Annotated in this window: 21 protein-coding genes; 10 read left to right on the top strand and 11 right to left on the bottom strand. The window is 58.0% G+C overall.

Annotation, left to right across the window (positions count from 1 at the left end):
* The first annotated feature begins 26 nt into the window (after positions 1-26).
* Positions 27-767: an SDR family NAD(P)-dependent oxidoreductase gene (locus IEX44_RS14490; RefSeq protein ID WP_188695311.1), complete on the top strand. Its 741-nt coding sequence runs from the start codon at positions 27-29 to the stop codon at positions 765-767.
* A gap of 193 nt (positions 768-960) precedes the next feature.
* Here the strand turns inward: IEX44_RS14490 and IEX44_RS14485 are convergent, their stop codons facing one another.
* Positions 961-1,917 carry a transporter gene (locus IEX44_RS14485; protein ID WP_188695308.1) on the bottom strand — a complete coding sequence of 319 codons (957 nt, stop codon included), beginning with the start codon at positions 1,915-1,917 and terminating at the stop codon, positions 961-963.
* Positions 1,918-2,163: 246 nt separating this feature from the next.
* Between IEX44_RS14485 and IEX44_RS14480 the strand changes: the two genes are divergently transcribed.
* Entirely contained in the window at positions 2,164-3,675 is a 1,512-nt protein-coding gene (locus IEX44_RS14480; protein WP_188695306.1) for a DUF1254 domain-containing protein, read from the top strand.
* Positions 3,676-3,729: 54 nt separating this feature from the next.
* Here the strand turns inward: IEX44_RS14480 and IEX44_RS21105 are convergent, their stop codons facing one another.
* Both IEX44_RS21105 and IEX44_RS21100 read right to left on the bottom strand, forming a co-directional pair.
* Positions 3,730-4,269, bottom strand: a complete 540-nt coding sequence (locus IEX44_RS21105) for a DUF1214 domain-containing protein (RefSeq protein ID WP_229679171.1) — start codon at positions 4,267-4,269, stop codon at positions 3,730-3,732.
* A 12-nt stretch (positions 4,270-4,281) separates the two neighbouring features.
* On the bottom strand, positions 4,282-5,160 hold the full coding sequence (locus IEX44_RS21100; RefSeq protein WP_229679169.1) for a DUF1254 domain-containing protein: 879 nt from the start codon (positions 5,158-5,160) through the stop codon (positions 4,282-4,284).
* A 388-nt stretch (positions 5,161-5,548) separates the two neighbouring features.
* On the opposite strand from IEX44_RS21100, the gene IEX44_RS14470 reads away from it, so the two are divergent.
* From IEX44_RS14470 to IEX44_RS14460, 4 genes are all read left to right on the top strand, one after another.
* Positions 5,549-6,754 (top strand): hypothetical protein, encoded by a 1,206-nt coding sequence (locus IEX44_RS14470; RefSeq protein ID WP_229679167.1) that lies wholly within the window; start codon positions 5,549-5,551, stop codon positions 6,752-6,754.
* 69 nt (positions 6,755-6,823) lie between these two features.
* Positions 6,824-8,038 (top strand): OmpP1/FadL family transporter, encoded by a 1,215-nt coding sequence (locus tag IEX44_RS14465; protein ID WP_188695301.1) that lies wholly within the window; start codon positions 6,824-6,826, stop codon positions 8,036-8,038.
* A gap of 165 nt (positions 8,039-8,203) precedes the next feature.
* The gene (locus IEX44_RS21095; RefSeq protein ID WP_229679165.1) at positions 8,204-8,359 is read left to right on the top strand and encodes a hypothetical protein; all 156 of its coding nucleotides are present in this window, start codon (positions 8,204-8,206) and stop codon (positions 8,357-8,359) included.
* A gap of 23 nt (positions 8,360-8,382) precedes the next feature.
* Positions 8,383-9,195 carry a hypothetical protein gene (locus IEX44_RS14460; protein ID WP_229679163.1) on the top strand — a complete coding sequence of 271 codons (813 nt, stop codon included), beginning with the start codon at positions 8,383-8,385 and terminating at the stop codon, positions 9,193-9,195.
* A gap of 229 nt (positions 9,196-9,424) precedes the next feature.
* Here IEX44_RS14460 and IEX44_RS14455 read toward each other — a convergent pair whose 3' ends face one another.
* The 5 genes from IEX44_RS14455 to IEX44_RS14435 form a co-directional block, all read right to left on the bottom strand.
* Entirely contained in the window at positions 9,425-10,960 is a 1,536-nt protein-coding gene (locus tag IEX44_RS14455; protein WP_229679161.1) for an arylsulfatase, read from the bottom strand.
* 149 nt (positions 10,961-11,109) lie between these two features.
* Entirely contained in the window at positions 11,110-12,096 is a 987-nt protein-coding gene (locus IEX44_RS14450) for an HAD family hydrolase (RefSeq protein ID WP_188695297.1), read from the bottom strand.
* Positions 12,097-12,392: 296 nt separating this feature from the next.
* On the bottom strand, positions 12,393-12,752 hold the full coding sequence (locus IEX44_RS14445; protein WP_229679159.1) for a hypothetical protein: 360 nt from the start codon (positions 12,750-12,752) through the stop codon (positions 12,393-12,395).
* 316 nt (positions 12,753-13,068) lie between these two features.
* Positions 13,069-13,971, bottom strand: a complete 903-nt coding sequence (locus tag IEX44_RS14440) for an AraC family transcriptional regulator (protein ID WP_188695293.1) — start codon at positions 13,969-13,971, stop codon at positions 13,069-13,071.
* Positions 13,972-14,276: 305 nt separating this feature from the next.
* Positions 14,277-15,188 carry an AraC family transcriptional regulator gene (locus tag IEX44_RS14435; protein WP_188695290.1) on the bottom strand — a complete coding sequence of 304 codons (912 nt, stop codon included), beginning with the start codon at positions 15,186-15,188 and terminating at the stop codon, positions 14,277-14,279.
* 383 nt (positions 15,189-15,571) lie between these two features.
* Here IEX44_RS14435 and IEX44_RS14430 point away from each other — a divergent pair, with 383 nt between their 5' ends.
* Positions 15,572-16,789 (top strand): MFS transporter, encoded by a 1,218-nt coding sequence (locus IEX44_RS14430; protein ID WP_188695287.1) that lies wholly within the window; start codon positions 15,572-15,574, stop codon positions 16,787-16,789.
* Between the two features lie 51 nt (positions 16,790-16,840).
* Positions 16,841-17,401 carry an ester cyclase gene (locus IEX44_RS14425; protein ID WP_188695284.1) on the top strand — a complete coding sequence of 187 codons (561 nt, stop codon included), beginning with the start codon at positions 16,841-16,843 and terminating at the stop codon, positions 17,399-17,401.
* Positions 17,402-17,666: 265 nt separating this feature from the next.
* On the opposite strand, the gene IEX44_RS14420 is transcribed toward IEX44_RS14425, so the two are convergent.
* Positions 17,667-17,834 (bottom strand): hypothetical protein, encoded by a 168-nt coding sequence (locus IEX44_RS14420; RefSeq protein ID WP_188695282.1) that lies wholly within the window; start codon positions 17,832-17,834, stop codon positions 17,667-17,669.
* Positions 17,835-18,011: 177 nt separating this feature from the next.
* Between IEX44_RS14420 and IEX44_RS14415 the strand changes: the two genes are divergently transcribed.
* Positions 18,012-18,845 carry a lysophospholipid acyltransferase family protein gene (locus IEX44_RS14415; RefSeq protein ID WP_188695279.1) on the top strand — a complete coding sequence of 278 codons (834 nt, stop codon included), beginning with the start codon at positions 18,012-18,014 and terminating at the stop codon, positions 18,843-18,845.
* 399 nt (positions 18,846-19,244) lie between these two features.
* Here IEX44_RS14415 and IEX44_RS14410 read toward each other — a convergent pair whose 3' ends face one another.
* On the bottom strand, positions 19,245-19,679 hold the full coding sequence (locus IEX44_RS14410; RefSeq protein ID WP_188695274.1) for a cupin domain-containing protein: 435 nt from the start codon (positions 19,677-19,679) through the stop codon (positions 19,245-19,247).
* 40 nt (positions 19,680-19,719) lie between these two features.
* Between IEX44_RS14410 and IEX44_RS14405 the strand changes: the two genes are divergently transcribed.
* Positions 19,720-20,187: a MarR family winged helix-turn-helix transcriptional regulator gene (locus tag IEX44_RS14405; RefSeq protein WP_188695272.1), complete on the top strand. Its 468-nt coding sequence runs from the start codon at positions 19,720-19,722 to the stop codon at positions 20,185-20,187.
* A gap of 95 nt (positions 20,188-20,282) precedes the next feature.
* On the opposite strand, the gene IEX44_RS14400 is transcribed toward IEX44_RS14405, so the two are convergent.
* Positions 20,283-21,236: a helix-turn-helix domain-containing protein gene (locus tag IEX44_RS14400; RefSeq protein ID WP_188695998.1), complete on the bottom strand. Its 954-nt coding sequence runs from the start codon at positions 21,234-21,236 to the stop codon at positions 20,283-20,285.
* Positions 21,237-21,427: the final 191 nt, after the last annotated feature.

Genomic DNA, 21,427 nt, shown 5'->3' with positions numbered 1-21,427 from the left:
CTGAAATGTCAAAAATGGAACTGATCATGACTCACACTCAACCCTTTGCAGGAAAAACAGCCATTGTCTTCGGAGGCTCTCGCGGGATAGGTGCAGCAGCAGCCCGGCGACTGGCGCGGGATGGCGCGGATGTCGTCATTACATATGTTTCGGCCCCTGAAAAAGCAGCCGAGACGGTGAAAGCCATCGAGGAACAGGGTGGCAAAGCACTGGCCGTGAAGGCCGACAGCGCTGACCCGGCAGCGATCAAAGCAGCAGTGATTCACGCCGTAGAACGCTTTGGCCAGCTGGACATCGCGGTGGTGAATGCCGGCATCCTCATGATCAAGGATGTAGCCGACTTCAGCGTGGAAGACCTGGATCGCATGCTCAATATCAACGTGCGTGGTGTGTACCTGGCCATTCAGGCGGCAGCGGGGTTCATGCAACGTGGTGGGCGCATCATTACCATTGGCAGCAACGCCGCCGTACGCAGCGGTCACCCCGGTTCCAGTGTGTACTCCATGACCAAGGGTGCCGTGGCCATCATGGTGAAAGGCATCGCGGTTGACCTGGCCCCGCAAGGGATCACCGTGAATAACATTCAACCGGGCCCGATCGCGACCGACATGACCTCAGACATGATCGACGCGCTCAAGCCGATGATCCCGGTTCGGCGCGCGGGCGAGCCAGATGAAATTGGCGGTCTGGTGGCCTATCTGGCCAGCGCGGAATCGGGTTATATGACGGGATCGAGCATTACGATCGACGGCGGGCTGGCGCTCTGAGCACGCGACCACACCGGGCGTGCCATGCCAGCGGTTCGTAGAGCACGCCCAGGCCGCGTTCCTCGTTGTTGCGGCTATCTGTCAACGCAACCGGCACACAGCCCCGTCGCCCATAAAAAAACGGCGCTCTGCACAATTTGCCTGGAAAGATCGTAACCGCAGACCTGCGCGAGAACCCAGGAACGACGTCTGGCTACAAGCCGCCGCCCCATCGCACCTGCCAGGCCAGGTTGAGCACGTTGAAGTCGGTACCAGTGCGGACCGCCACGCCGGAGCTGTAATTGAGCTTCACCGAGTTGTAGCGATTGATGGGGGCGGCAATCGTCACGCCAATTCTGGTGTTTTGCTGCAAGTCGTTATTGAGCACCCCGTTGACCGTGGTACGCCCACCCTGCAACCACGCGCCACTGAGTGCCGCCCAGACACCAGCCGGAAAGAACCGGACCAGATTGATTTGCGCGCTATAGACCGGGTCTTGCTCCCGCTGTTTGCCCCCAAAGAAATCGTGATTGGTGCTAAACACCGTGACTCCCGTCGCGCCTTCGATAGACCAGTTTCCCAATCTTTCGGTAAACCCGACTTCCGGTTTGACGTACCAGCGATGGGTACCGACATTCACGAGCTTGCTGCTGTCGTACTGCCCGGTCGGGGCGGAGATCTGGATACTGCCCCCTGCGACAAAATCTTCGGCATAGGCGGGAAATTCAGCCGCACTCAATGCCGGTGCGCCGATAAAGTTGGCTGAAATCTGGAATTTGCTGTCACCCACGCCAGAGATATCCCGCCCGACTTGCTGCCCGCCGTAGCTGGCGGTGCCGTGGATGCTGGAGTACGGCACGCTGACATTGAACCGGGCCGATTGCCCACCCAGTTCAAACACGTGAACAAACGCCGCCACTTCGGTCTGGACGCGCAATTGTGCGTCATCCAGCGGGATAGCTTGATCCAGTGACATGCCGCCGTCCGCCCGCGACAAGCCAACCACCAGAAAATTGAGGCCGATGGGTGCATTGGTATAAGAACGTGGTTCGATGTCTGTGGCCTGAGCCACCACGCCCGACACCATGAGAATCACGCCGGGCAGACCGATGAGTTTCCAGTTCAGGAAAAGCAAGACTGGGCGATAGGCCCGGTTATGCCTTTGCCTCATCTGATTGCCCCCTTGAATAATTGTTTATCTGCGTCTTTTTTCCTGATCAACATAGCCCACGCCGGTGATGCTGTCAGTGTTGGCGTGGGTACTGCACCCGTCATGCCCGTGGCGCCGTCGGGCCTGGGTCACCCGGGTACCTGGGCACAAGTCAGGCTGTCTGCCTAAGATGACTCATTGCCTTTGGCCGCTTTGCAGCAACGCGTGGCTATCGGGTGTGCAACGAAGTGAACCAGGGAGACCGATGTGGATCGACGTAATTTTCTGCTGGCCAGCGCAGCAACGGCGGTGGCCAGCGCAGTGACGCTTTCTGCCAGTGAGGTGCAAGCCGATACCGAGCCCGTCAAACTGACCGGCGCGGCCGGTGCTGACGGTGAGCCACTTGGCGGGCAGCCGCCTGCCGGGGCAAAGACGTCCATCAAGGATTTCGATTACGAGGTCAAATACCACCGGGCCTTTGAGGCCATTCTCTGGAATATGCCCGCGATTGCGATCTACACTTTCCGGCGTGCGGCCTTTGAGACCCTGGGCCTCAAAGACAACGACATCATCACGTATTCCAGACCCGCCACGCCGTTACTGGAAGCCATCACCGCCAATAGCACCACGCCTTATATCTCTGCGTTCTCCGATTTACGCCAGGGCCCGGTGGTGCTCGAACTGCCCGCAGCCGGGCCGGATGGCAGTCTGTACGGCCAGGTGGTGGATGCCTGGCAATTCACCATCGCGGATGTCGGTCCATCCGGGCTGGACAAGGGTAAGGGCGGCAAAATCCTGTTCACGCCGCCCGGTTATACCGGCACGGTGCCAAGCGGATATATCCACGTGCCCTCCCCCAACTACCGGATCGCGTTTGCGTTCCGGTCGGTGCCTGCTGCGGGCAAGTCGGCAGACGATGCCTATCGCTACTCGCAAAAGCTGCGGATGTATTACCTTTCCGAGGCCAGTAACCCGCCTCGGCAAAAATTTGTTGATCCGGCCAATGTCCGGTATCCCACCTTGCCGTTCTACGACGAGCGTCACTTTGCCGACATGCACGAAATCATGACGGTTGAGCCGGTCAAGGAACAAGACAAAGTCATGATGGGGATGCTGACCTCACTGGGTATCGAGAAAGGTAAACCGTTTGCGCCGGATGACACCGCCAAACGGGCGATGCGCCAGGCTGCCATTGACGCCTGGTTCTACCTGCAATGGTGGTTTGACACCGAAATGGTCAAGCGCGTGTTCTGGCCAGACCGGCAATACGTGTCACTAATGCAGACCGACAAGAACCACACGTTCACATTTACCTATCCAGACCGGATCGATATCACCGAGCGTGCGGCAGAGTACTTCTGGTGTACGTACATGCCCAAAGAGATCACCGCGTCTCCGGCCAACCAGTACCTGATGGCGATGGGCGATAAAAGTGGCAAGCCGCTGGAAGCAGGCAGGTTGTACAAGGTGGACGTCCCGCCCAATATGCCGGTGAAGCAATTCTGGGCTCTCACCGTGTACGACCGGGCCACCTTCTCTTTCATTTACAGCGACTCCAATCGCACTACGCTATCCACGTATGACGTGGACAAAATGAAAAAGAACGCTGACGGCAGCGTCACGCTGTATGTTGGTCCCAAAGCGCCCGCCGGGCTGGAAGCAAACTGGATTCCCACCAGCGGCAAGCGGCCCTTGCCGGCGTTCCGTTTTTACGGTGCCAAGGATGAGTTGAACCAGAAGACCTTCAAAATGCCGGACTTTGAAGAAGTGACTGGCTGAGCCTGACCAGCCGTTGACAGCCCCGACGCGGGTAGCGCCGGGGCTGTTATCCCGCTATTTGTTCACACGCTCAAACTCCGGCAATTTCCAGGCACCGGACAACACTTCTTCCTTGGGTTGGTAGATACGCAGAATGGCGTAGAACCCGCCCTTGGGTGAAGGCAACCAGTTCCCGCCATCGGCTGGTTTGTTGGGCGAGACCGTGACGGTAAAGCTACCATCGGCATTTTTCTTGATGCCTTTCGTGTCGCTGCCAAACTTGTAACGGCTGATGGAATTCTCGATCAACATCTTGGTCGTGGCATCGTAAATGGTCAGCGACCAGAACGCGTTGTTGGGGGGCTCGCCCGAGAACTTCACCGTATAGTCATTCGCCCCATCCAGCGGCTGGTTCTGGCTGTCGGTATAACGCAGCGGATAGACTGCTTCTTTCTCGCCGTTGCCGCCCAGATACGCGCCGGCCACTACGGCTCTCATGGGGTAGTTGTAACCAAAACTGTCCAGACCACGGTTAAAGCTCCAGCCTTGCCGCGACTCAGAAGCCTGGGCAACCGCAGCGATCGGAATAAACGGGGCATCCTGAATGGCCCGCATCAGCCCCTTTTTCTATGGATCAGTGAGTTTGCTGGGATCAAAGCCCTTGTCGGTCAGACCTATCCGCTCAAACTGCGCGTACAGCGCCTTGTCATCCGGGCGCACCGGGTTGTCTTTCAGCGCAGCGGCCAGATGCGTGTAGAAGCCAAGCGGATCATCACCAATCTCTGGCAACGGGGTCAGCGAGGCCGCCGGTGCTTTCCAGTTCTTCTTCCCCAGTTCAGCAAGCGGACGCAGATCAAACTGATCCTGCAAGGCGTGCAGCTTGTTCATGTCCTCGCCCGGCGAGACACGGATACGACCCCACAGCCAGACCTTGCTGGTCTTGATATCGAGGCGCTTCACGCCAGCCGGTAGCTTGCCCTTCCAGCCCGGCCCGACCAGGGCAAAGCGGCCGGCCTTGGTGCCGGTAGTACGGCGGCCAATGTAGTGTTCCAGCTCCTGCCACATGTTGAAGGTATCCACCACGTAGTAGCGATCGTGGGTGTCGGGTACCGATAACACATAGGGCCCATGTGACAGATCCACCACCGCGCTCAGGTAGGCGGTGTCGTTATTGGCCGTGGGCATATCCAGTGCTTTTGGCGTGGCCAGCTCACGGGCCCAGCCGATCTGGTTCATGGGTGCACGGTAGCTGGTGTCTGGCTTGGGGCTGGGTACGTCGGTGTACTCCCGCACGACACGCTCCATCCGTACCAGTGGGTACCCCCAGGCGTAGGCGGATAACCCCAGTTCGTAGGCATCGTATTCCATGCCTTTGGCCACGTTCTCCGGTGTGCCCGCAGTTTTGAGCAGCGGATCAGGCCAGTCCTTGGCCCAGACCGGCGCACTGCTTGCCAGGCTTGCAGCAATCAGTGTCATGACCAACAACGTTTTACGAGCGGTAAGCAATTGAATTCTCCTGACGGGCCAATGCGGTGTGACGACGCTCTGGAACAGGCATAGCCGAGCGCCGCTCAAGGGGATGTGTAGCCTGCGACTGATCAACAAAAAAGTACGACGGGCTCTCAATCAGCATAGACGGGAGAACCATGAGTGCAACGTACGAGGCCAGACCAGCGCACTCGCCGTCAGCTGTCAGCGTCCCTTCCGGGCCGCCCTGTTTGGCGGCCTGCAGGCTTGTAAACACCATCGAGGCTGCAACGGATTACCCCAAATCGGCCAGGCGTGGTTCTGGTGAATTCCTGGCGCCAAATCGACATTCTGTTTATATGCTGGTTTATGCGATTCGCCCGTACTCCGGCCCAGGACTGATCAGACAGCAGAAGGAGCGTACAACTTGGTGCAGCCTAATCCTGATGCCACGGGTGAGTGGCCCGCGAGCAACCCTGTCGGGCAATGGTCACTGATACGCAATGACCCGGCTTTTCGTCTGCAGCAAAAACTGGGGCTGATTCCCCGAAACAGCCTGGGCATCCGCCGCAGAGTGCTCGTGTTTGTCGCCGCTGCCTGGCTGCCCATCATCATCTGGAGTATCGCCACTGGCCAGGCCTGGTACGGCGGTGGGCCAGAGACGGTGCTCGGGCATTTCGTGTTTCATGTGCGTTGCCTGATCGCGATTCCGCTGCTGGTGGTGGCAGAGGGCATTGCTCAGCAAAGTCTGCCGCCGTTGCTGGGCTATTTTGTCCAGTCCGGGCTCGTCCCGCCTGAACGTGTGACGGGTTTCGAGGCACTCCTGGCCAGTGTGAATCGCCTCAAAAACCAGACTGGCCCGTGGATCATCATCACGGCAGTGGTGCTGGCCTGGGCGATTGCGGGCATTGCTTATGCCGCACTCGAAGACCACACCTGGGGCTCCGCTGCAGCAGCCCAACACATCACCTTTGCCGGTTACTGGGTGGCACTGGTGGTGCGTCCGCTGTTTGTGGCACTGGCCATGATCTGGCTCTGGCGGGCGATCTTGCTGCTCTTGCTCTTGCATCGGCTGGTGCGATTGCCCTTGCAATTGTTGCCGACGCATCCCGATCAGGCGGCCGGGCTGGCTTTTACCAAATACATGGTCAATACATTCAGTCTGGTGGCATTGGCGCTGGCCTCGGTCATTGCCGCCTCATTTGCCGAGGAAATGGTGTACCAGGGGCTGACCGTGACGCAGTTACGCCTGGAGATGCTGGTCGCAGTGGTGCTGATTACGTTGTTGTTCCTGTTGCCATTTCTTCCGCTGGCAATACCTCTGGCCAAGCTGAAACGGCAGGGCTTGCTGCAATACGGCGTGCTGGTCAGTCACCACCATCGGCTGGTCGATCAGCGCTGGATTGGTCGCCAGCAGGTGGAAGACGAACCCATCCTGGATTCCCCGGAGCTGGGCCCCGTGGCAGATGTGCAGACGATCTATCAGGCAGTCAAACAAATGCGGCTATTTCCTTTTGGCAAGGGCGGCATCTTGTTGATTGCCTTGCCTGCGGCGGTGCCGTTTTTGATTGTTTGCCTGACCCAGTTTCCGCTCAAGGTGGTGCTTGCCAAATTAATGGGTGCACTGCTCTGAAATCACCTTTCAGCCATCAAATTAACGGCCACCTGATGTCCTTTGGTCGCCCACATCTGGAATCGCGTCATGAAAAACATCCAGTTGGTCGCGCTGCTCGCAGCTGCAGCAGCCTCACAAGTAAAAGCCGGTGGGATCTATCTGTACGAAACCGCTGGCCCGGAAGTCGGCCTTGCCAATGCCGGTAGCGCGGCACGCGCGCAGGATGCCACCACCATTCTGGGTAACCCGGCGGGCATGACCCATCTGGCCGGAGATCAACTCACCACCGGAGTCCAGGTGCTGGCCGGTAACAGTAGTTACCACCTCGACAATGACGCCCAGATCAGCGGCGCCAGCCCCGGCAATGTGCTGGAACCCTTCCCTTCCGCCAGTTTTTTCTGGAGCCACTCTGTCGATGACCGGCTCAAGCTGGGCGTAGGCATGTATGGCAATTTCGGTCTGGCTTTGCACTATGGCGACTGGGCTGCCTCCGGCCTCGTGACCGATGCCACGCTGACAGCGCTCAACATCCAGCCCACTGCGGCGTACCGGCTCAATGATCAATGGTCCGTCGGCGCAGGCGTAGGGATCAGCTACGGGTATTTCTCGCTCAAGCATGACAGCGTAGAGGGCGAGCAAAAGAGCAAGGATCACGACTGGGCCCTGAACGCCCATCTGGGCGTTTTGTATGATGCCGATCCGGCCACGCGCTTTGGCCTGACCTACACCAGCAAGACCGACTACCACTTTGCCATTGATGACAAGATCGTCTTCACCCATACCTTCCCGGCTACCGGCGCCACCATCACTGACACGTTCTCGTTGCCACTGGCCGCGTTGGTCAATACGCCCCAACAGGTCATGTTCAGCGCGTATCACGATATCAACCGCCAGTTTGCCATCATGGGCAATCTGGGCTGGCAAGACTGGTCGGCCTATTCAGACAGTACGGTAGAGATTGGCAGCATCCAGACGCAAAGCGGCAGCCGTCTGCAAGATACCGGGCATGTGGCCGTCGGCTTGCAATACCGGCCAGATGAGAAATGGCGCATTGATGGTGGCATTGCCTGGGATTCCTCCATGTACAAAAACCAGGGCGATGGCTCACTGACCATGCCAGCCGGCGCGGCGTGGCGCTTTGGTACCGGCGCCCAATACAAGCTCGACGCCCAGTCTGCCGTCGGCGCGACCTTTGAATATCTGCGCATGCAGGGTAATGGCGTGCAGAACCCGACCATCAAGGGCGCGTTTGATACGGGCGATCTGTTCTTCGTGGCGCTGAATTATTCCCGCGCGTTCTGAGGCCGCAGTGTCTGGCCGTGGGGCCGCGCTTGCCTGCCCGGAATCCTTAACTATGATTCCTGTGTAGGGCTCGCCGGTATTGCACGTCGACGCCTGCACCTTTAGCCGGCCTGCTTGCGGGCCTGGCACACATCTTACGGGCTGGCTGTTGGCCGTTAGTCCGTCATGCCGCGACCGTCTACTGGTCAGCCAACACCGCTGGCTGGTGGTCTGGATTTCACAACTCATGGCTTGAGCCGCGCGTCACTACGCCACTTCGCCCGCCCTGCAACAGACAGCCAGATTGCCCATTCAGGGCGGCAGTTTGCCCGACTGACCTGAAAGTATTCGTCCAGAGGAATGGCATGTTCAGAAATTTCTTCACCAGTACGCGAGCCGCCGGCACGGCGCTCCTGCTTTTCCCCGCCACGCAGGCGCTGGCACAAGACAACGCCGATCTGGCCCAGCAACTGAGTAACCCGGTCGCGGCGCTCATCAGCGTGCCCTTCCAGTTCAATTACGATGACGACATTGGCCCGGCACGGGATGGCGACAGGTACCTGCTTAATTTCCAGCCAGTCATACCGTTCCACCTGAATGATGAGTGGAACCTGATCTCGCGCACCATTGTGCCGATCCAGTCACAAACCGACATCACGCCAGATGGCGGCACACAAAGCGGCTTGGGCGATGTCGTGCAGAGCTTTTTCTTTTCGCCGCAAAAACCAACAGCCAGCGGCCTGATCTGGGGTGTGGGCCCGGTCTTGTTGCTCCCCACCGATACCAATAGTGCACTTGGCGCCGAGAAATGGGGCGCTGGCCCTACCGCAGTGCTGCTTTGGCAAGACCATGGCTGGACCTACGGCGCGCTGGCCAATCACATCTGGTCATTTGCCGGGAAAAGCGACCGCCCGGAAGTCAACGCGACCTTCGTGCAACCCTTTCTGGCCTATACCACCAAGGATGCCTGGACGTATTCGCTGAATACGGAATCCACCTATGACTGGCGCAATCGCCAATGGTCTGTTCCCATTAACGGACAGATCACCAAGCTGGTGAAATTTGGCAATCAGCCCGTCAGCCTGGGCGGCGGGCTGCGCTATTGGGCAGACTCGCCAGATTCTGGCGCGCACGGTTGGGGTGTGCGATTGCTGGCAACACTGTTGTTCCCGAAATGATCCGCCTTTGAACAACGCCAATGGCCGCTTTCCCGTGATCATCTCGTCCGACAGGCTGTTTCCACGCCATTCTGTGCATCGACCACCCCCAGGCAAGAGATGTTGTCCGATATCTGGAAACTGCCTGGGTTTGAACGTGTGACCAGGTAAACCAAAGCAAGCCCCGGTACGTACAGCGCCGGGGCAGCCTGGTCCGGTTGATCAGGCCGCACTCATTGGCACACGGAGATCAGTCATCGTCCATCGAAGCCATGCCGATCCCCGGCGAGCCTTTTTGCGAGGGCGGGAAATCTTTCATGCTCTTCTGGAACGCCTCAATGTACGGCTGCAGGATGGGAATCACCCAGCTGCGCTGTTGCTGCCAGCGGAAATGGTCACCGGCTTCGGGCGAGCGTTCATAGGGATCAATCTTGATGTCGATCACCAACCCGCCTGGAACCTGGCTGGCGGCCTCCATCCACTTGTCCTTGATGGCCGTGTGGATTTTCCATTGATCAACCCGGACTGCGTTCATGCTGGTTTCGGCAAAGTAGAAGAACTCATGCCGTTTGGACTTGCCACCAGGCTGAGTCAGCATGTCTAGCTGGTTGTAGCCGTCCAGGTGGTTTTTGAAGGTGCGGTCACCCACCTTCAGGCCAGTCAGCAATTGGGTTTTGACATCTGGCTTGCCCACTGCCGCCATCAGCGTCGGCACCCAGTCTTCAGAAGTCATGAACTCGCCGGTCCAGGTGTCCGGTTTGATGTGGTCCGGCCAGCGGGCCAGCATGGGCACCCGGAAGCCGCCATCCCAGGTCAGCCCTTTCTCGCCCCGGAACGAAGCGGCACCGGAATCCGGCCAGTGCGACAGGTTCACCCCGTTGTCAGAGGTAAACAAAACAATGGTGTTTTTGCTCAAACCTTGCTGATCAAGCGTATCCAGCAGCTTGCCTACCAGTGAATCCAGTTGCATGACCGCATCGGTGTATTCGGTATGGCCACTCTTGCCCAGCCACTGATCGCTGACGTGAATCTTCTGGTGCATGCGTGACGGGTTAAACCACAGGAAGAACGGCTTGTTGGCAGCCTTCTGCTTTTTGATCCAGTCAATCGACATATCAGTGAACGTGTCATCAACGGTCTTCATCCGCTCAATGGTCAGCGGGCCTTCATCCGTGATTTTCTGCTTGCCGACCCGTCCCCAGCGTGGCTCTTCGGTGGGGTCATCTGTATTGGTTGCCACCGCGTGAATCATGTTGCGGGGAATCCCGGGGAACTTCGGGTCTTTCGGGAAGTTGGTCATTTCTGCCACTTCCATCACGTTCAAGTGATAAAGAAAACCGTAGAACTCATCGAACCCGTGCACGGTGGGCAGGTATTCATCGCGATCACCCACGTGAGATTTGCCAAACATACCGGTCGCATACCCTTCGGCCTTGAGCAACTGCGCCAGGGTGACATCACTGGCTTGCAGGCCGATTTTGGCGCCCGGTTGGCCCACGGCAGTCAGACCCGTGCGGATAGGATATTGCCCGGTGATGAACGCTGCGCGCCCCGCGGTACAACTGGGCTGGGCGTAATAGTCCGAGATCATCACCCCTTCTTTGGCAATGCGATCAATATTGGGGGTGGTGACAGCGCCAAGGCCACGGTTGTAGGCCGACACGTCCATAGGCGCCATATCATCGACCATGATGACGACAATATTGGGCTTGTCTGCAGCCATCGCCGAAGCCATGGCCGCCATCACGAGGCCCAGAGACAACAAGATATTTCTCACAATACGCATGATCAAGACGCCCTATCTTCTGGAAGACAATCCCGCAAATCGAGTGACCGCTGAGCGCAGCGCGGGTCATCGTCGGGTTGGAGTCTGTATAGCACAGGGCTTTTCAGCTCACCGAAGAAGGCCTGGATAGCCACCACGCCCACCCGTCCCTACTCGAATGGATACACCTTTTTCCAGTCGTGCTTCATATCGACCAGGATCCAGCCATTGGCGGCGGCGATATCCAGACCTTTATCCAGCTTGCCCACGGAAGACTGCCGGTCATAGGCCACTTCTCGCGTGGCATCCGTATGGTGGACGATGACCCCCAGATGCGGGCCGCTACCCCCGGTGGTGTATTGCAGCATCTGGATATCGCCATCCGAATTGCCAAAAGCCATCACTGGTTTACGCCCGATAAAGCGGGCGATCCCCACTGGCTTGCCTGGCCCGTCATTGACGAAATCAATCTGCGGCAGGCGGATAATCTGCGGCTTGCCGTCTTTCATTTCAAACTTCGTCTTGATACTGCTACCAATGGTTTGCTCTGGCGGAATACCGTAGGTTTTCTCTGCAAACACGCGCATGAACTCAATGCCGCCGCCAGACACAATGAACGTCTTGTAGCCATTTGCACGCAGGTAATCGAGCAATTGCAGCATGGGGGCGTACACCAGTTCGGTGTAATGGCGTTTCAGCGTGGGGTGTTCTGCGGTCGCAAGCCATTGCGCGACGATGCTGGAAAACTCATCCGCAGTCATGCCTGCGTGCGTTGCCATCACCAGGGTAATGAGTGCTTTGTCGCCACCGGCCAGCGCTTTTTTGTAATCCCCTTTCAGAATGGAGGCATAGGGCTCCTTCGTCTTCCATTCCGGGTGCTGGGGAGCCAGTTCACGAATACGGTCAAAGACAAACAACCCCTGGAAATACATGGGTTGTTCGCTCCACAACGTGCCGTCGTTATCGAAAACAGCAACGCGCTGCTCGGGCGGCAGAAAATCCGACGAGCCATTGGTGGTTGTGCGCGTCACAAAGTCGATGATGGCATTGCGCGACGGGCTGTCATTCCATAATGAGAGCGGCTCATCTGCCGCCCGCGCCGGACTGGTCAGGGTCAGCAACAACATCACACTGGCAAGGACTCTGGCAAGAAACATCTTTCAACTCCTGTCGCGTCAAAACAATGTGGAACATTTGATATCTGAACGGGCGGATCACCCATCCTGCCAGGCCTGCCCCGTCTTGTGCGCCGGACCGGATGAAGACTGGAATGGCTAGAATCGGGCGGAGTCGGCTTTTGAGCCGTACTCAACACGCACGGCCTTGACGTTGCCCGGCACTGCCTCGGCAGTCGGCGTCTCCATGGCTTGGGCGTGGTGCGATAAACCCGGAAACCATCACATACCCACCCCGGACGCGCGCTCGGGGTGGGTGGTGATACCGTCAGGTCATATCAACCCGAAGGCATCGGAATGCTGAAACCTTCCCTGGATAACTGCTCCCGGATGTACTGAAAGCGCTGGTATTGCGAGAGCGTGATCGCGCTGGTGTAGCTCTCGCTCTGCCGTTTGCGGGCGGATACTTCACGTACGTGGCCATCAAATCCTTGATTGCCTTGTTGAACGTCACCAGCGTCCCGGTGTGCTCTGTGTAGTTGTTCATGAAAATGTCGTAACGCTCTTGCGGGTCTTGCTACATAAGACTCGGGACCTTTCCAGCCAAGGTTGGAGTCCACGGCCAGACCACCCGTGGCTGCACCGTTATCTCCCCGCAGATTGAACTCGGCCTTGGGGTAACCGACTGGGGAACGCACGACCATCTTCTCCACGTGATCGGTCAAAACCCGACATGCCAAAACATGCGGGCGCATGCCAGGGCTGATTGTTATTGAGCGGGAATTCTGTCTGACAGGGCTGTTTTGAGTGCGATTTGCACAATGCGCTGGCGGTGGCTCGCTTTTCACTTACCACCAATGAGTTATTGGCGTTCTGCTTCAACAAGTCAAAGGCTTTGTTCTACCGCGGCAGCCCGCACGGCTCGCCGGTGAAAACGCGACATGCTCGCTCATATCGACATCATTGGCCGCCTTGTTGCAGCAGCCTTGCCGGGCGGGTTGATTCAACGGGCCATCAGTGGCGGACCATGTGTTTCCAGACTGCCGGGCTCACCCCGACGAAGGTCTTGAACACGCGCGTGAGATGACTTTGATCTGCGAACCCGCAGCTGATCGCCACCTCAGCGAGCGTGGCCTGGGTGCCTGTCAGCAAATCTTTGGCACGTTCGACGCGATGACGCAGCATCCAGCGGTGTGGCGCTTCGCCCGTGCTGGCCGTGAATGCGCGGATAAAATGACGAACCGACAAACCACTGGCCTCAGCGAGCATTTTGAGAGAGACATCAGTATCCATCTGCGCTTCCATGGCATCCATGGCGCGTTTGAGCCAGGGCGCAAGCGTGTCAGCACGTTCTTTACCCGGACGGACGCCCCCAAAGGTTTGTGCGAAATAGATATAAGCAGCCAGCATCACGTACTCGGCATACATTGAATTCACTTCATGCGGGCGTTGCAGCGCGGGCAGCAGGGAGCTTCCCAGGTGCCACACTTTTTCATCCAGCACACCGCCGGGCGGGCAGTGGAGGTGGTCAATCCGCCCAACGCGGGCCTCATCAGCGATCTCGTTCAGCGCACTTTGCGGGACGGTGAATATCAGGCAATCAAACGGGCTGATCAAGTTGGCTCTGGGCAGCTCAAGGTGATTGACCACGCTGGTGGTGCGCTCAGCGTACGAACCGCGATGAACGCAATGATTGTCCAGAAATAATTCTCTCTCTTTCTGCTCACGCAGTTGCAGCACGACTGAAAATACAGCGTCGCCAGGCGGCAGCGTGGTCAGACCATGTCCACCGGTATCCCGGCGCAAGCGGGATACCAGCAAGCGAGCGCTTTGCGGACTCCGGGTGACGAGTTGCGACACGGAGTCTGCCTTGAATTGCTCTACATAGTTCCGGCTGTATTCAAGATCGGATTGCATGGTTTGCGTCTCAATGAGGAATCCCTGACCCGGCAAGGCCCTCCCCGGCCGGCATTCCGGCTTGCTTTTGTCGGGCCCCTGGCAAGCCATGAATATGAGTTGATCATAAATCTTTCGGCGGTTCCGGGTCTTGAAGGTAGGTGCTGTGCTTTGCCCAAAATTGCCGGATTTTAGCGAGGCACAACCTGATCCGGGCGCAAAACTGCCCAAACGCACTTGCGCGCAATTCAAAGGGACGGGCGGCCTGGAACCGGCACTTTTTCCCCAGGAGAGCCGAGTATGGCGGTGGTCGAGGACAAGAACAGTCAGTGGCGAACCGTGCGTTTCCAGGCCGCCGGGCTGACCCCAACAAAGTTCCTGAAAACACGCGTGAAATGACTTTGATCCGCGAACCCACAGCTGACCGCCACTTCAGCCAGCGTGGCCTCGGTCCCCAGGAGGAGCTCTTTGGCACGCTCAACCCGATGACGCAGCATCCAGCGGTGTGGCGGTTCACCCGTGCAGGATTTAAACGCCCGAATAAAGTAACTGACCGACAAACCACTGGCCTCGGCAAGCATTTTGAGCGAGACATCTTCGTCAATCTGCGACTTCATGGCCTCTATGGCGCGCTTCAATTGCCAGGGTGCAAGCAGCCCTGTCCGTTCTCTGGACGGGCGCATGCCGCCAAATGTTTGCGCAAAATAGGTATACGCACCCAGCATCACGGACTCAGCGTACATAGAACTCACCTCATGCGGACGCGCCAGTGCCGGTAGCAGGGACTGGCCCAGATGCCATACGGTTTCATCGAGGACGCCACCAGGCTGGCAGTACAGGTGATCAATTCGCCCAACACGCGACTCGTCCGCGATGTCGTTCAGTGCACTTTGCGGGACAGTAAACATCAGGAAATCAAATGGGCTACTCAGGTTTGCGCGGGGTAGTTCAAGGTGATTGACCATGCTGGTGGAACGTGCCAGATAAGTACCACGGTGAACGCACTTGCCATCCAGAAAAAGCTCTCTGTAGTTTTGCTCGCGCAATTGCAGCATGACAGAAAAGACCGCATCGCCAGGTGTTGGCATTGCCAAACCATGTCCTTCGGTATCCCGGTGCAAGCGGGAAACCAGCAAGCGAGCGCCTTTGGGGCCCCGAGTGATGAGTTGCGAGACCGAGATCGAGTCTGTCTTGAATGGTTTTACGAAATCCCGGCCGTAATCTCGATCAGATTGCATGAATGGTGTCTCAACAATTAGTCATTAACCCGGCTTTGCCCGCCCCCTTCAGCCGGCACGCGGCTTGCATTGGTCTGCCCATTGGCGGGCAATCAATATGACAAGATCATAAATCTTTCGCATATTCTGGGGTCTTGAATACTGTTGCTGCTTTTTGCTCAAAATTGCCGGACTCCGGATAGGGGTGCTTGAACTCCAGGCCAAGCGTATCCAGGATGCCCCCGCTCGGGCGTCATACCTGCACGTTACGTACTTTTTAAGCAATTTACGGCAACCAGATTCAATACACGCCGAACCATGTCTCGCAATACTCAACCCCGATGTTGGTTGAACCGTGCGGGGCAGCGTGTTCAGGGTCCTGCAATTTCTTCTAAGGAAAACGCATGCCCCTTCCCATCCTTGCGCTGGCGCTGAGCGCCTTCGCCATCGGAACGACCGAGTTCGTCATCATGGGCATCCTGCCCGATGTCGCACATTCATTGTCTGTATCTATCCCGGATGCGGGTTTGCTGGTGAGTGGTTACGCCCTGGGTGTGGCATTCGGCGCACCGTTGCTGGCACTCCTGACCAGCCGGATACCGCACAAACTGGCCCTGCTGTTGCTGATGGGGCTTTTCATTGTCGGCAACGTATTGTGTGCCACGGCATCCAGCTACCAGAGCCTGATGATTGCGCGGGTGATTACCTCGTTCGCCCACGGTTCGTTCTTCGGGATTGGCTCGGTGGTGGCTGCATCGCTGGTGTCCACAGATAAACAAGCCAGCGCGGTGGCCATGATGTTCACCGGTCTGGCGCTGGCCAATGTATTGGGTGTGCCGCTGGGCACGTTTATTGGCCAATCACACGGCTGGCGGGTGGCATTCTGGGCGGTGGTGGTCGCTGGTGTTGTAGCGGCCATGGCGCTGGCGCTGTGGGTACCCGACAAGCGGGAGGCCAAATCCGGCGGTTTGGCACACGAGATCAGTGCGCTCAAGCAAGGCCAGCTCTGGCTCGCGTTGTTGATGACAGTGCTCGGGTTCGGCGGAGTGTTCGTGGTCTTTACCTATATCACGCCGATTCTTGAGGACATGAGTGGATTCGCCGCGCATGCCGTGACGCCTGTTCTGGTCATGTTCGGTGTCGGTCTGGCGGTTGGAAACTGGGTCGGCGGCAAGTTTGCCGACCGAGGCGCACTCAAGGCACTGACCGTGGTGTTTGCAGCGCTCATCGTGATCATGGGGCTGTTCAGCTACACGATGCATCACCAACTCCTCTCACTGATCACCATCTTTGTCTGGGGTATTGCAGCGTTCGCCACCATCCCCGGCCTGCAAATGCGTGTCCTGAGCAAAGCCAGCCATGCCCCGAACCTGGCCTCGACCCTGAATATTGGTGCGTTCAACGTCGGCAATGCCATGGGGGCCTGGCTGGGCGGGCGGGCTTTGTCGCACGGCCAGCCGCTGGATGTTTTGCCCTGGGTTGCCGCTGCGGTCACGGCGGGTGCGCTCGTTCTCACTGTCTTCGCCCGCAAACTCGATGGATCAGCCGTGCAGCCGGAAGATGCCCACACCAATGCGTCGGGCAAGCCCTCACTGGGCAAAGCCGCGACCCGTTCCATCTGAATGTGGCCATTCCCCGCACGCCTACTTACCTTGCACATCAAGGAATGCATTATGCAAAGCAACACACGCTCAATTGTGACCGGCTGCCCGCCATGGCTGGTTGCTGCCAGCCTGTTACTGGTCGCACTGCAAACCAGCGCTGCCACCGATGATCTCGTCAAACCCAGTGTGCTGATTGTGGATAAAACACTGCCCAAAAAGCAGTTGGAACAGCAAATACACGCCGCCCGCTTGTACGACACCTTCTGGACAACCGGGGATGAAGCGACAGAGCGCGCGGCGTTAGCCCCGGATTTCATGGACCGCACGTTGCCACCGGGACGACCACAAGGGATTACTGGCCCCCTCACGGCGTGGAAAGGGTTTCATGGCGCGGTGCCTGATATTCACGCGGAAGTAACCCAGATGATCGTGACCGGAGATCGCGTTGTAACTCACTTGCGTTTCACCGGTCATTTCACGGGCAGCTTTAACGGCGTACAGGGTCGTGGTCAACCTGTGGATTTTATTGCGACGGATATTTATCGCATCCACGACGGCAAGATCGCCGAGAACTGGCATCTGGAAGACAATCTCACGTTCCTGCAGCAACTGGGTCTTGTTGCCAGATAGCGGGCCCCACCGCCTTCACCGGTTTACTTGTTGCCGGCGTTTGACTCCTGGGGGAGCACCACAATGAAAACCGCGCCCGACAAGGCAAGCCGGTTCTTGAATTGATTGTGGGGTGGTTTCTGACCGATGAAACTGGCCGAGCAATGAGGATGAATTGTTCGGCTGCAAAAAAGCGCCTTCCGGTGCTTTTTTGTTTTAATGCGAGGATTCGATTGCTTGCCCTGGAACGCCTGGCCGCTTGGTCAGCGCAATTTATAGGGCGTTTTCACGACATCCCCTTGAGCAATTGAGATTCTGCTGGGTCGCTTTGCGGTTTTTTGTATCCGCCACGGTTGTGATTGCCCATGCAGCCGAACACCCAAAGTGATGCATCAGTTGCCATTTTTCTCATCAAATCAAAGATCTGAAACAGACCCCCTGTCAGCAAGGTCACGGTATATGTCTGTATTACACCCGCGACACAACGCTGCGCTTATCGCCTTGTGACTTACCCGGTAGAGTGCTGCAGTTGCCCCAAAGTGGCACATGAACGCTCTGTCGAAACCGGTTTTCTCCTCCCGGCTTCTTCCCGACTCACACTACCGCTCAACGTCTTCGAGCCGGGACTTCCATGACCGCCATTTTCTGGCTGCTTTCCTTGCTCCCGCTGTCCTGGGCGCAAGCACTTGGCGCTTTGCTGGGCGCTAGCGTCGCCCGTTTGCCGGGGCGCTACGGCACCCGGTTGCAGCAAAATTATCTGCAAGCCTATCCGGATTCGTCTGCCATCCAATTACGTGAGGCCAGCCGCGCCGCCGGGCGCATGGTGCTGGAAATGCCGTATTTCTGGATGCGTGAAAACCCGATGTCACGGCTGGATATTTCTCCAGCCAATTTCCACGAAACCACTGACGCACTACTGGCCCAGGGAAAGGGGCTCATTCTGTTGTCGCCGCATCTGGGCGGGTTTGAATTGCTGGGGCCGCTGTTTGCACAGTACTCGCCCTCCACCGTGCTGTTCAAACCGCCGCACCAGCCCTGGCTGCGCGACTGGATAGAACGCATGCGCAGTCGCCCCAACCTGGCCATGGCCCCGGCCACGCCGCGTGGCGTGCGCATGTTGGTCAAGGCACTCAAGCGCGGTGAAACCATTGGCATTCTGCCAGACCAATGTCCCGGTGGCGGCGAAGGCGACTGGGCACCCTTCTTTGGTAAACCGGCGTACACCATGAACCTGGTGCAGCGTCTGCAGGCCATCAGCGGTGCGCCCATTGTGATGGTGTTTGCAGAACGCCTGGCGGCATCTTGTGCTTACCATATCCATCTGAAAGTGCTGACCGAGCCACTGTCTACAGACCGCCAGGCCGCAGCGGCGCATCTAAACAATCAGATCGAACAACTGATTGCCCGCGCGCCTACCCAATATCTGTGGGGTTACAACCGCTACAAACGGCCGCGTGGCGCGTAATTTGCAGATGCGTGCATACAGATGCGGCGAGGGCGCGGCCCGCTGGCCTTCTCGCCGATCACAACGCTCAACCAGCTGAGGTCAGCGCCCAGCTATCCTCTTGCTTCCAGAGAACGTCGCCCTCGCGGATGACGACGCCCACAGGGATGCAGTCCTGCGGTTTGGGCTGCGGCTTGTTTTAAGGCCATCAAGTTCAGGGCACTGGCAATTGCGGGGTGACTCTTTCGGCTAAAGCGGACGTTCACCGATATTGGTTTGGCAGGCTGTTTTCGGCCCGGAGCGAACCTTCGCATCGGCAATCGCCTTGCCTGAAAGCCATCATGCGGCGGTTCACCCAGACTGCGTTATCGGTGCCATGCGCGATGCGTCCGGGTGAATCGAAATCGGCCTTCGCGGTGCTTAAGATGCCAGTTCGATCCCGTAGCGCTTCATCACAGACGCGATCATCTCCATATTCGGTGGGCCGCCTGCACCCAATACATCGGCCACCTCGCGGAAATACTCAGGCCCGATGTTGGCAGGCGAAAACACCACGAGCACGCGCGCGGGGACGTCGCCAGGATTGGAGAAATGATGCACGCTGCCACGCGGCGAGAACCCATAGTCGCCCTTGTTGAGGACGCTTACGCAGTCGTCAACCCGGCAGGTGAGCGATCCTTCCAGGATGTGGATTGTCTCATCAACGTCGACATGGCGGTGCGGGGGCGGGACTTTGGCGAGCGGCTGGACAATCATCTCCGCCATCGCCATATGACCTGCGGTGTCCCGACCATCGACCAGGAACCGCATCGACAGCGAGCCAATGGTGATCAAGTCATTACCTGACGAATTCATCACGCAACTCCTTCGAAACGTAGTAAAGTGACTTTACCATATGCCTACCCAACGTCAATCCCCTTCCGCCCGGAGATTTTCCGGCGATCCAGATCCAGATGATCCGCTCATCGGGGCGCGGCTGCGCTACTGCCTCGGCCAGGTAGAACAACGCCTGGTGCAGGCATTGACTTCGGCCGGCCTGACTGACATTCAGACAGCCCACTTCAAAGTGTTGCGCTTTCCACCTCCGGAGAACGAGCGCCCTATTGACCTGGCACAGCGCGCTGGCATGTCCAAGCAAGCAATGAACTACCTGCTGCAGCAACTTGAAGAAATGGGTTATGTGCAGCGGGTCGAGATGGCGGGATCGCTTGCGCGTCTGGTTTCCCTGACCGAGAAGGGCTGGAAAGTGGCCGAAATACAGCGCGCCACGGTGCATGAGATCGAACGCGAATGGGCGCTGCAGATCGGCGCAGAGCGCTTCCAGACGTTTTACGCCGTCCTCAAGGAACTGACCGACGGTTGAGATGAGTTGGGGGCATGCAGGCGGACGCGACGCGTTATGGGGCCGCTGTCCTGGGTATTCTGCACTGCGCCACCCCGCTCTGGCGCGAATGGCCGTCAAGCCAACGCTTTTAAGGCACAGGAGGGTGATTCGCCAAACAGTTTCTTGTAGTCACAGGAAAACTGGCTGAAATTGCGAAAGCCCCACGCCGCCGCGACATCGCCTACGCGTAATTCACCGCCGCGGACCAGTTGGCGCCGCACCTCATTCAGGCGCAGATAGCGCAGATAGGCCATCGGGCTCAGGCCCAGCACATTTTCAAAACAGTATTGCAGCGTGCGGCGGCTGACGTGCAGTTGCTCGCACAATTGCGGCACGGTGACGGACTCACCTTGATGACCCAGCACGTATTCATGGGTTTCCCGCACAATGCGCCGCCTGCGCGCCAGGCTTGGGCAGGTATCGCTATCGACCGCGCTGGAATCCAGCAGATCAATGAGTGATGCGACGACCTGATCCGCGCCGTTCTCCGTTTCGCAACTGGCCAGTAGTTCACCAATACGCTGGCGACAGGCCTGCAACACCTGGTGCTCGACGTGCAATAGCTCCGCCCCGGTCAGCCGCTGGATATCGATATTGCGCCCCTCCCGTTCTGCCGCCTCCAGCAAGGTGCTGCGGCCAATCACAATCCCCAGGATTTCGTGCTGATCTGGCGTCATCAGTTCAAAGGCGTGATGGCCCGGTCGGGTCATGATCATGTCGGCGTCGACCTGACGGCCATTGATACGCATGCCACGCGCCTCAGCCTCAATACCAAACCACAGCGCATCGGGCCGCACATTGCAGATCTGGTGCAGAGCGCAGCTATTGCGCTCGCGGAAGATCTGCAAGTCTCCGGTCCGCCATTCATCCAGCACCCCGCAAAAGCGGCCGGCGGTGACCTGGTCGTAATGTTGCTCCCACTGGGTCAGGTTCTGCGCTTGTTCATCGACATCATGCGCAATGATGGTGCGCCGGGCAGGGTCTGCGCTGCACGCTGACTGGCCCGCCGGGTGTGTGAAATGGTGCATGACAGGGGCGGCTCCCACGCGTGGCAAAGCAGCAAACATGGGGGCCGCCACATGTTTGTCATCTTTGCCGATTTTCGATAACGGCCATTTTTTGCTCGTTGCTATATTCGTCGCCAAGGGCAATCACAACCTGTTCAAGCAAGCGTTGTGCCCGCAGTCAGTCGTTGATTTATCTGGCGTTGTTTAGGGGC

This window comes from Silvimonas amylolytica (genome assembly GCF_014645555.1).
In the GTDB taxonomy this organism is placed as follows: domain Bacteria; phylum Pseudomonadota; class Gammaproteobacteria; order Burkholderiales; family Chitinibacteraceae; genus Silvimonas; species Silvimonas amylolytica.
The sequence above is the reverse complement of the archived record's forward strand: the minus strand, read 5'-3'. Positions and strand labels throughout refer to the sequence as shown.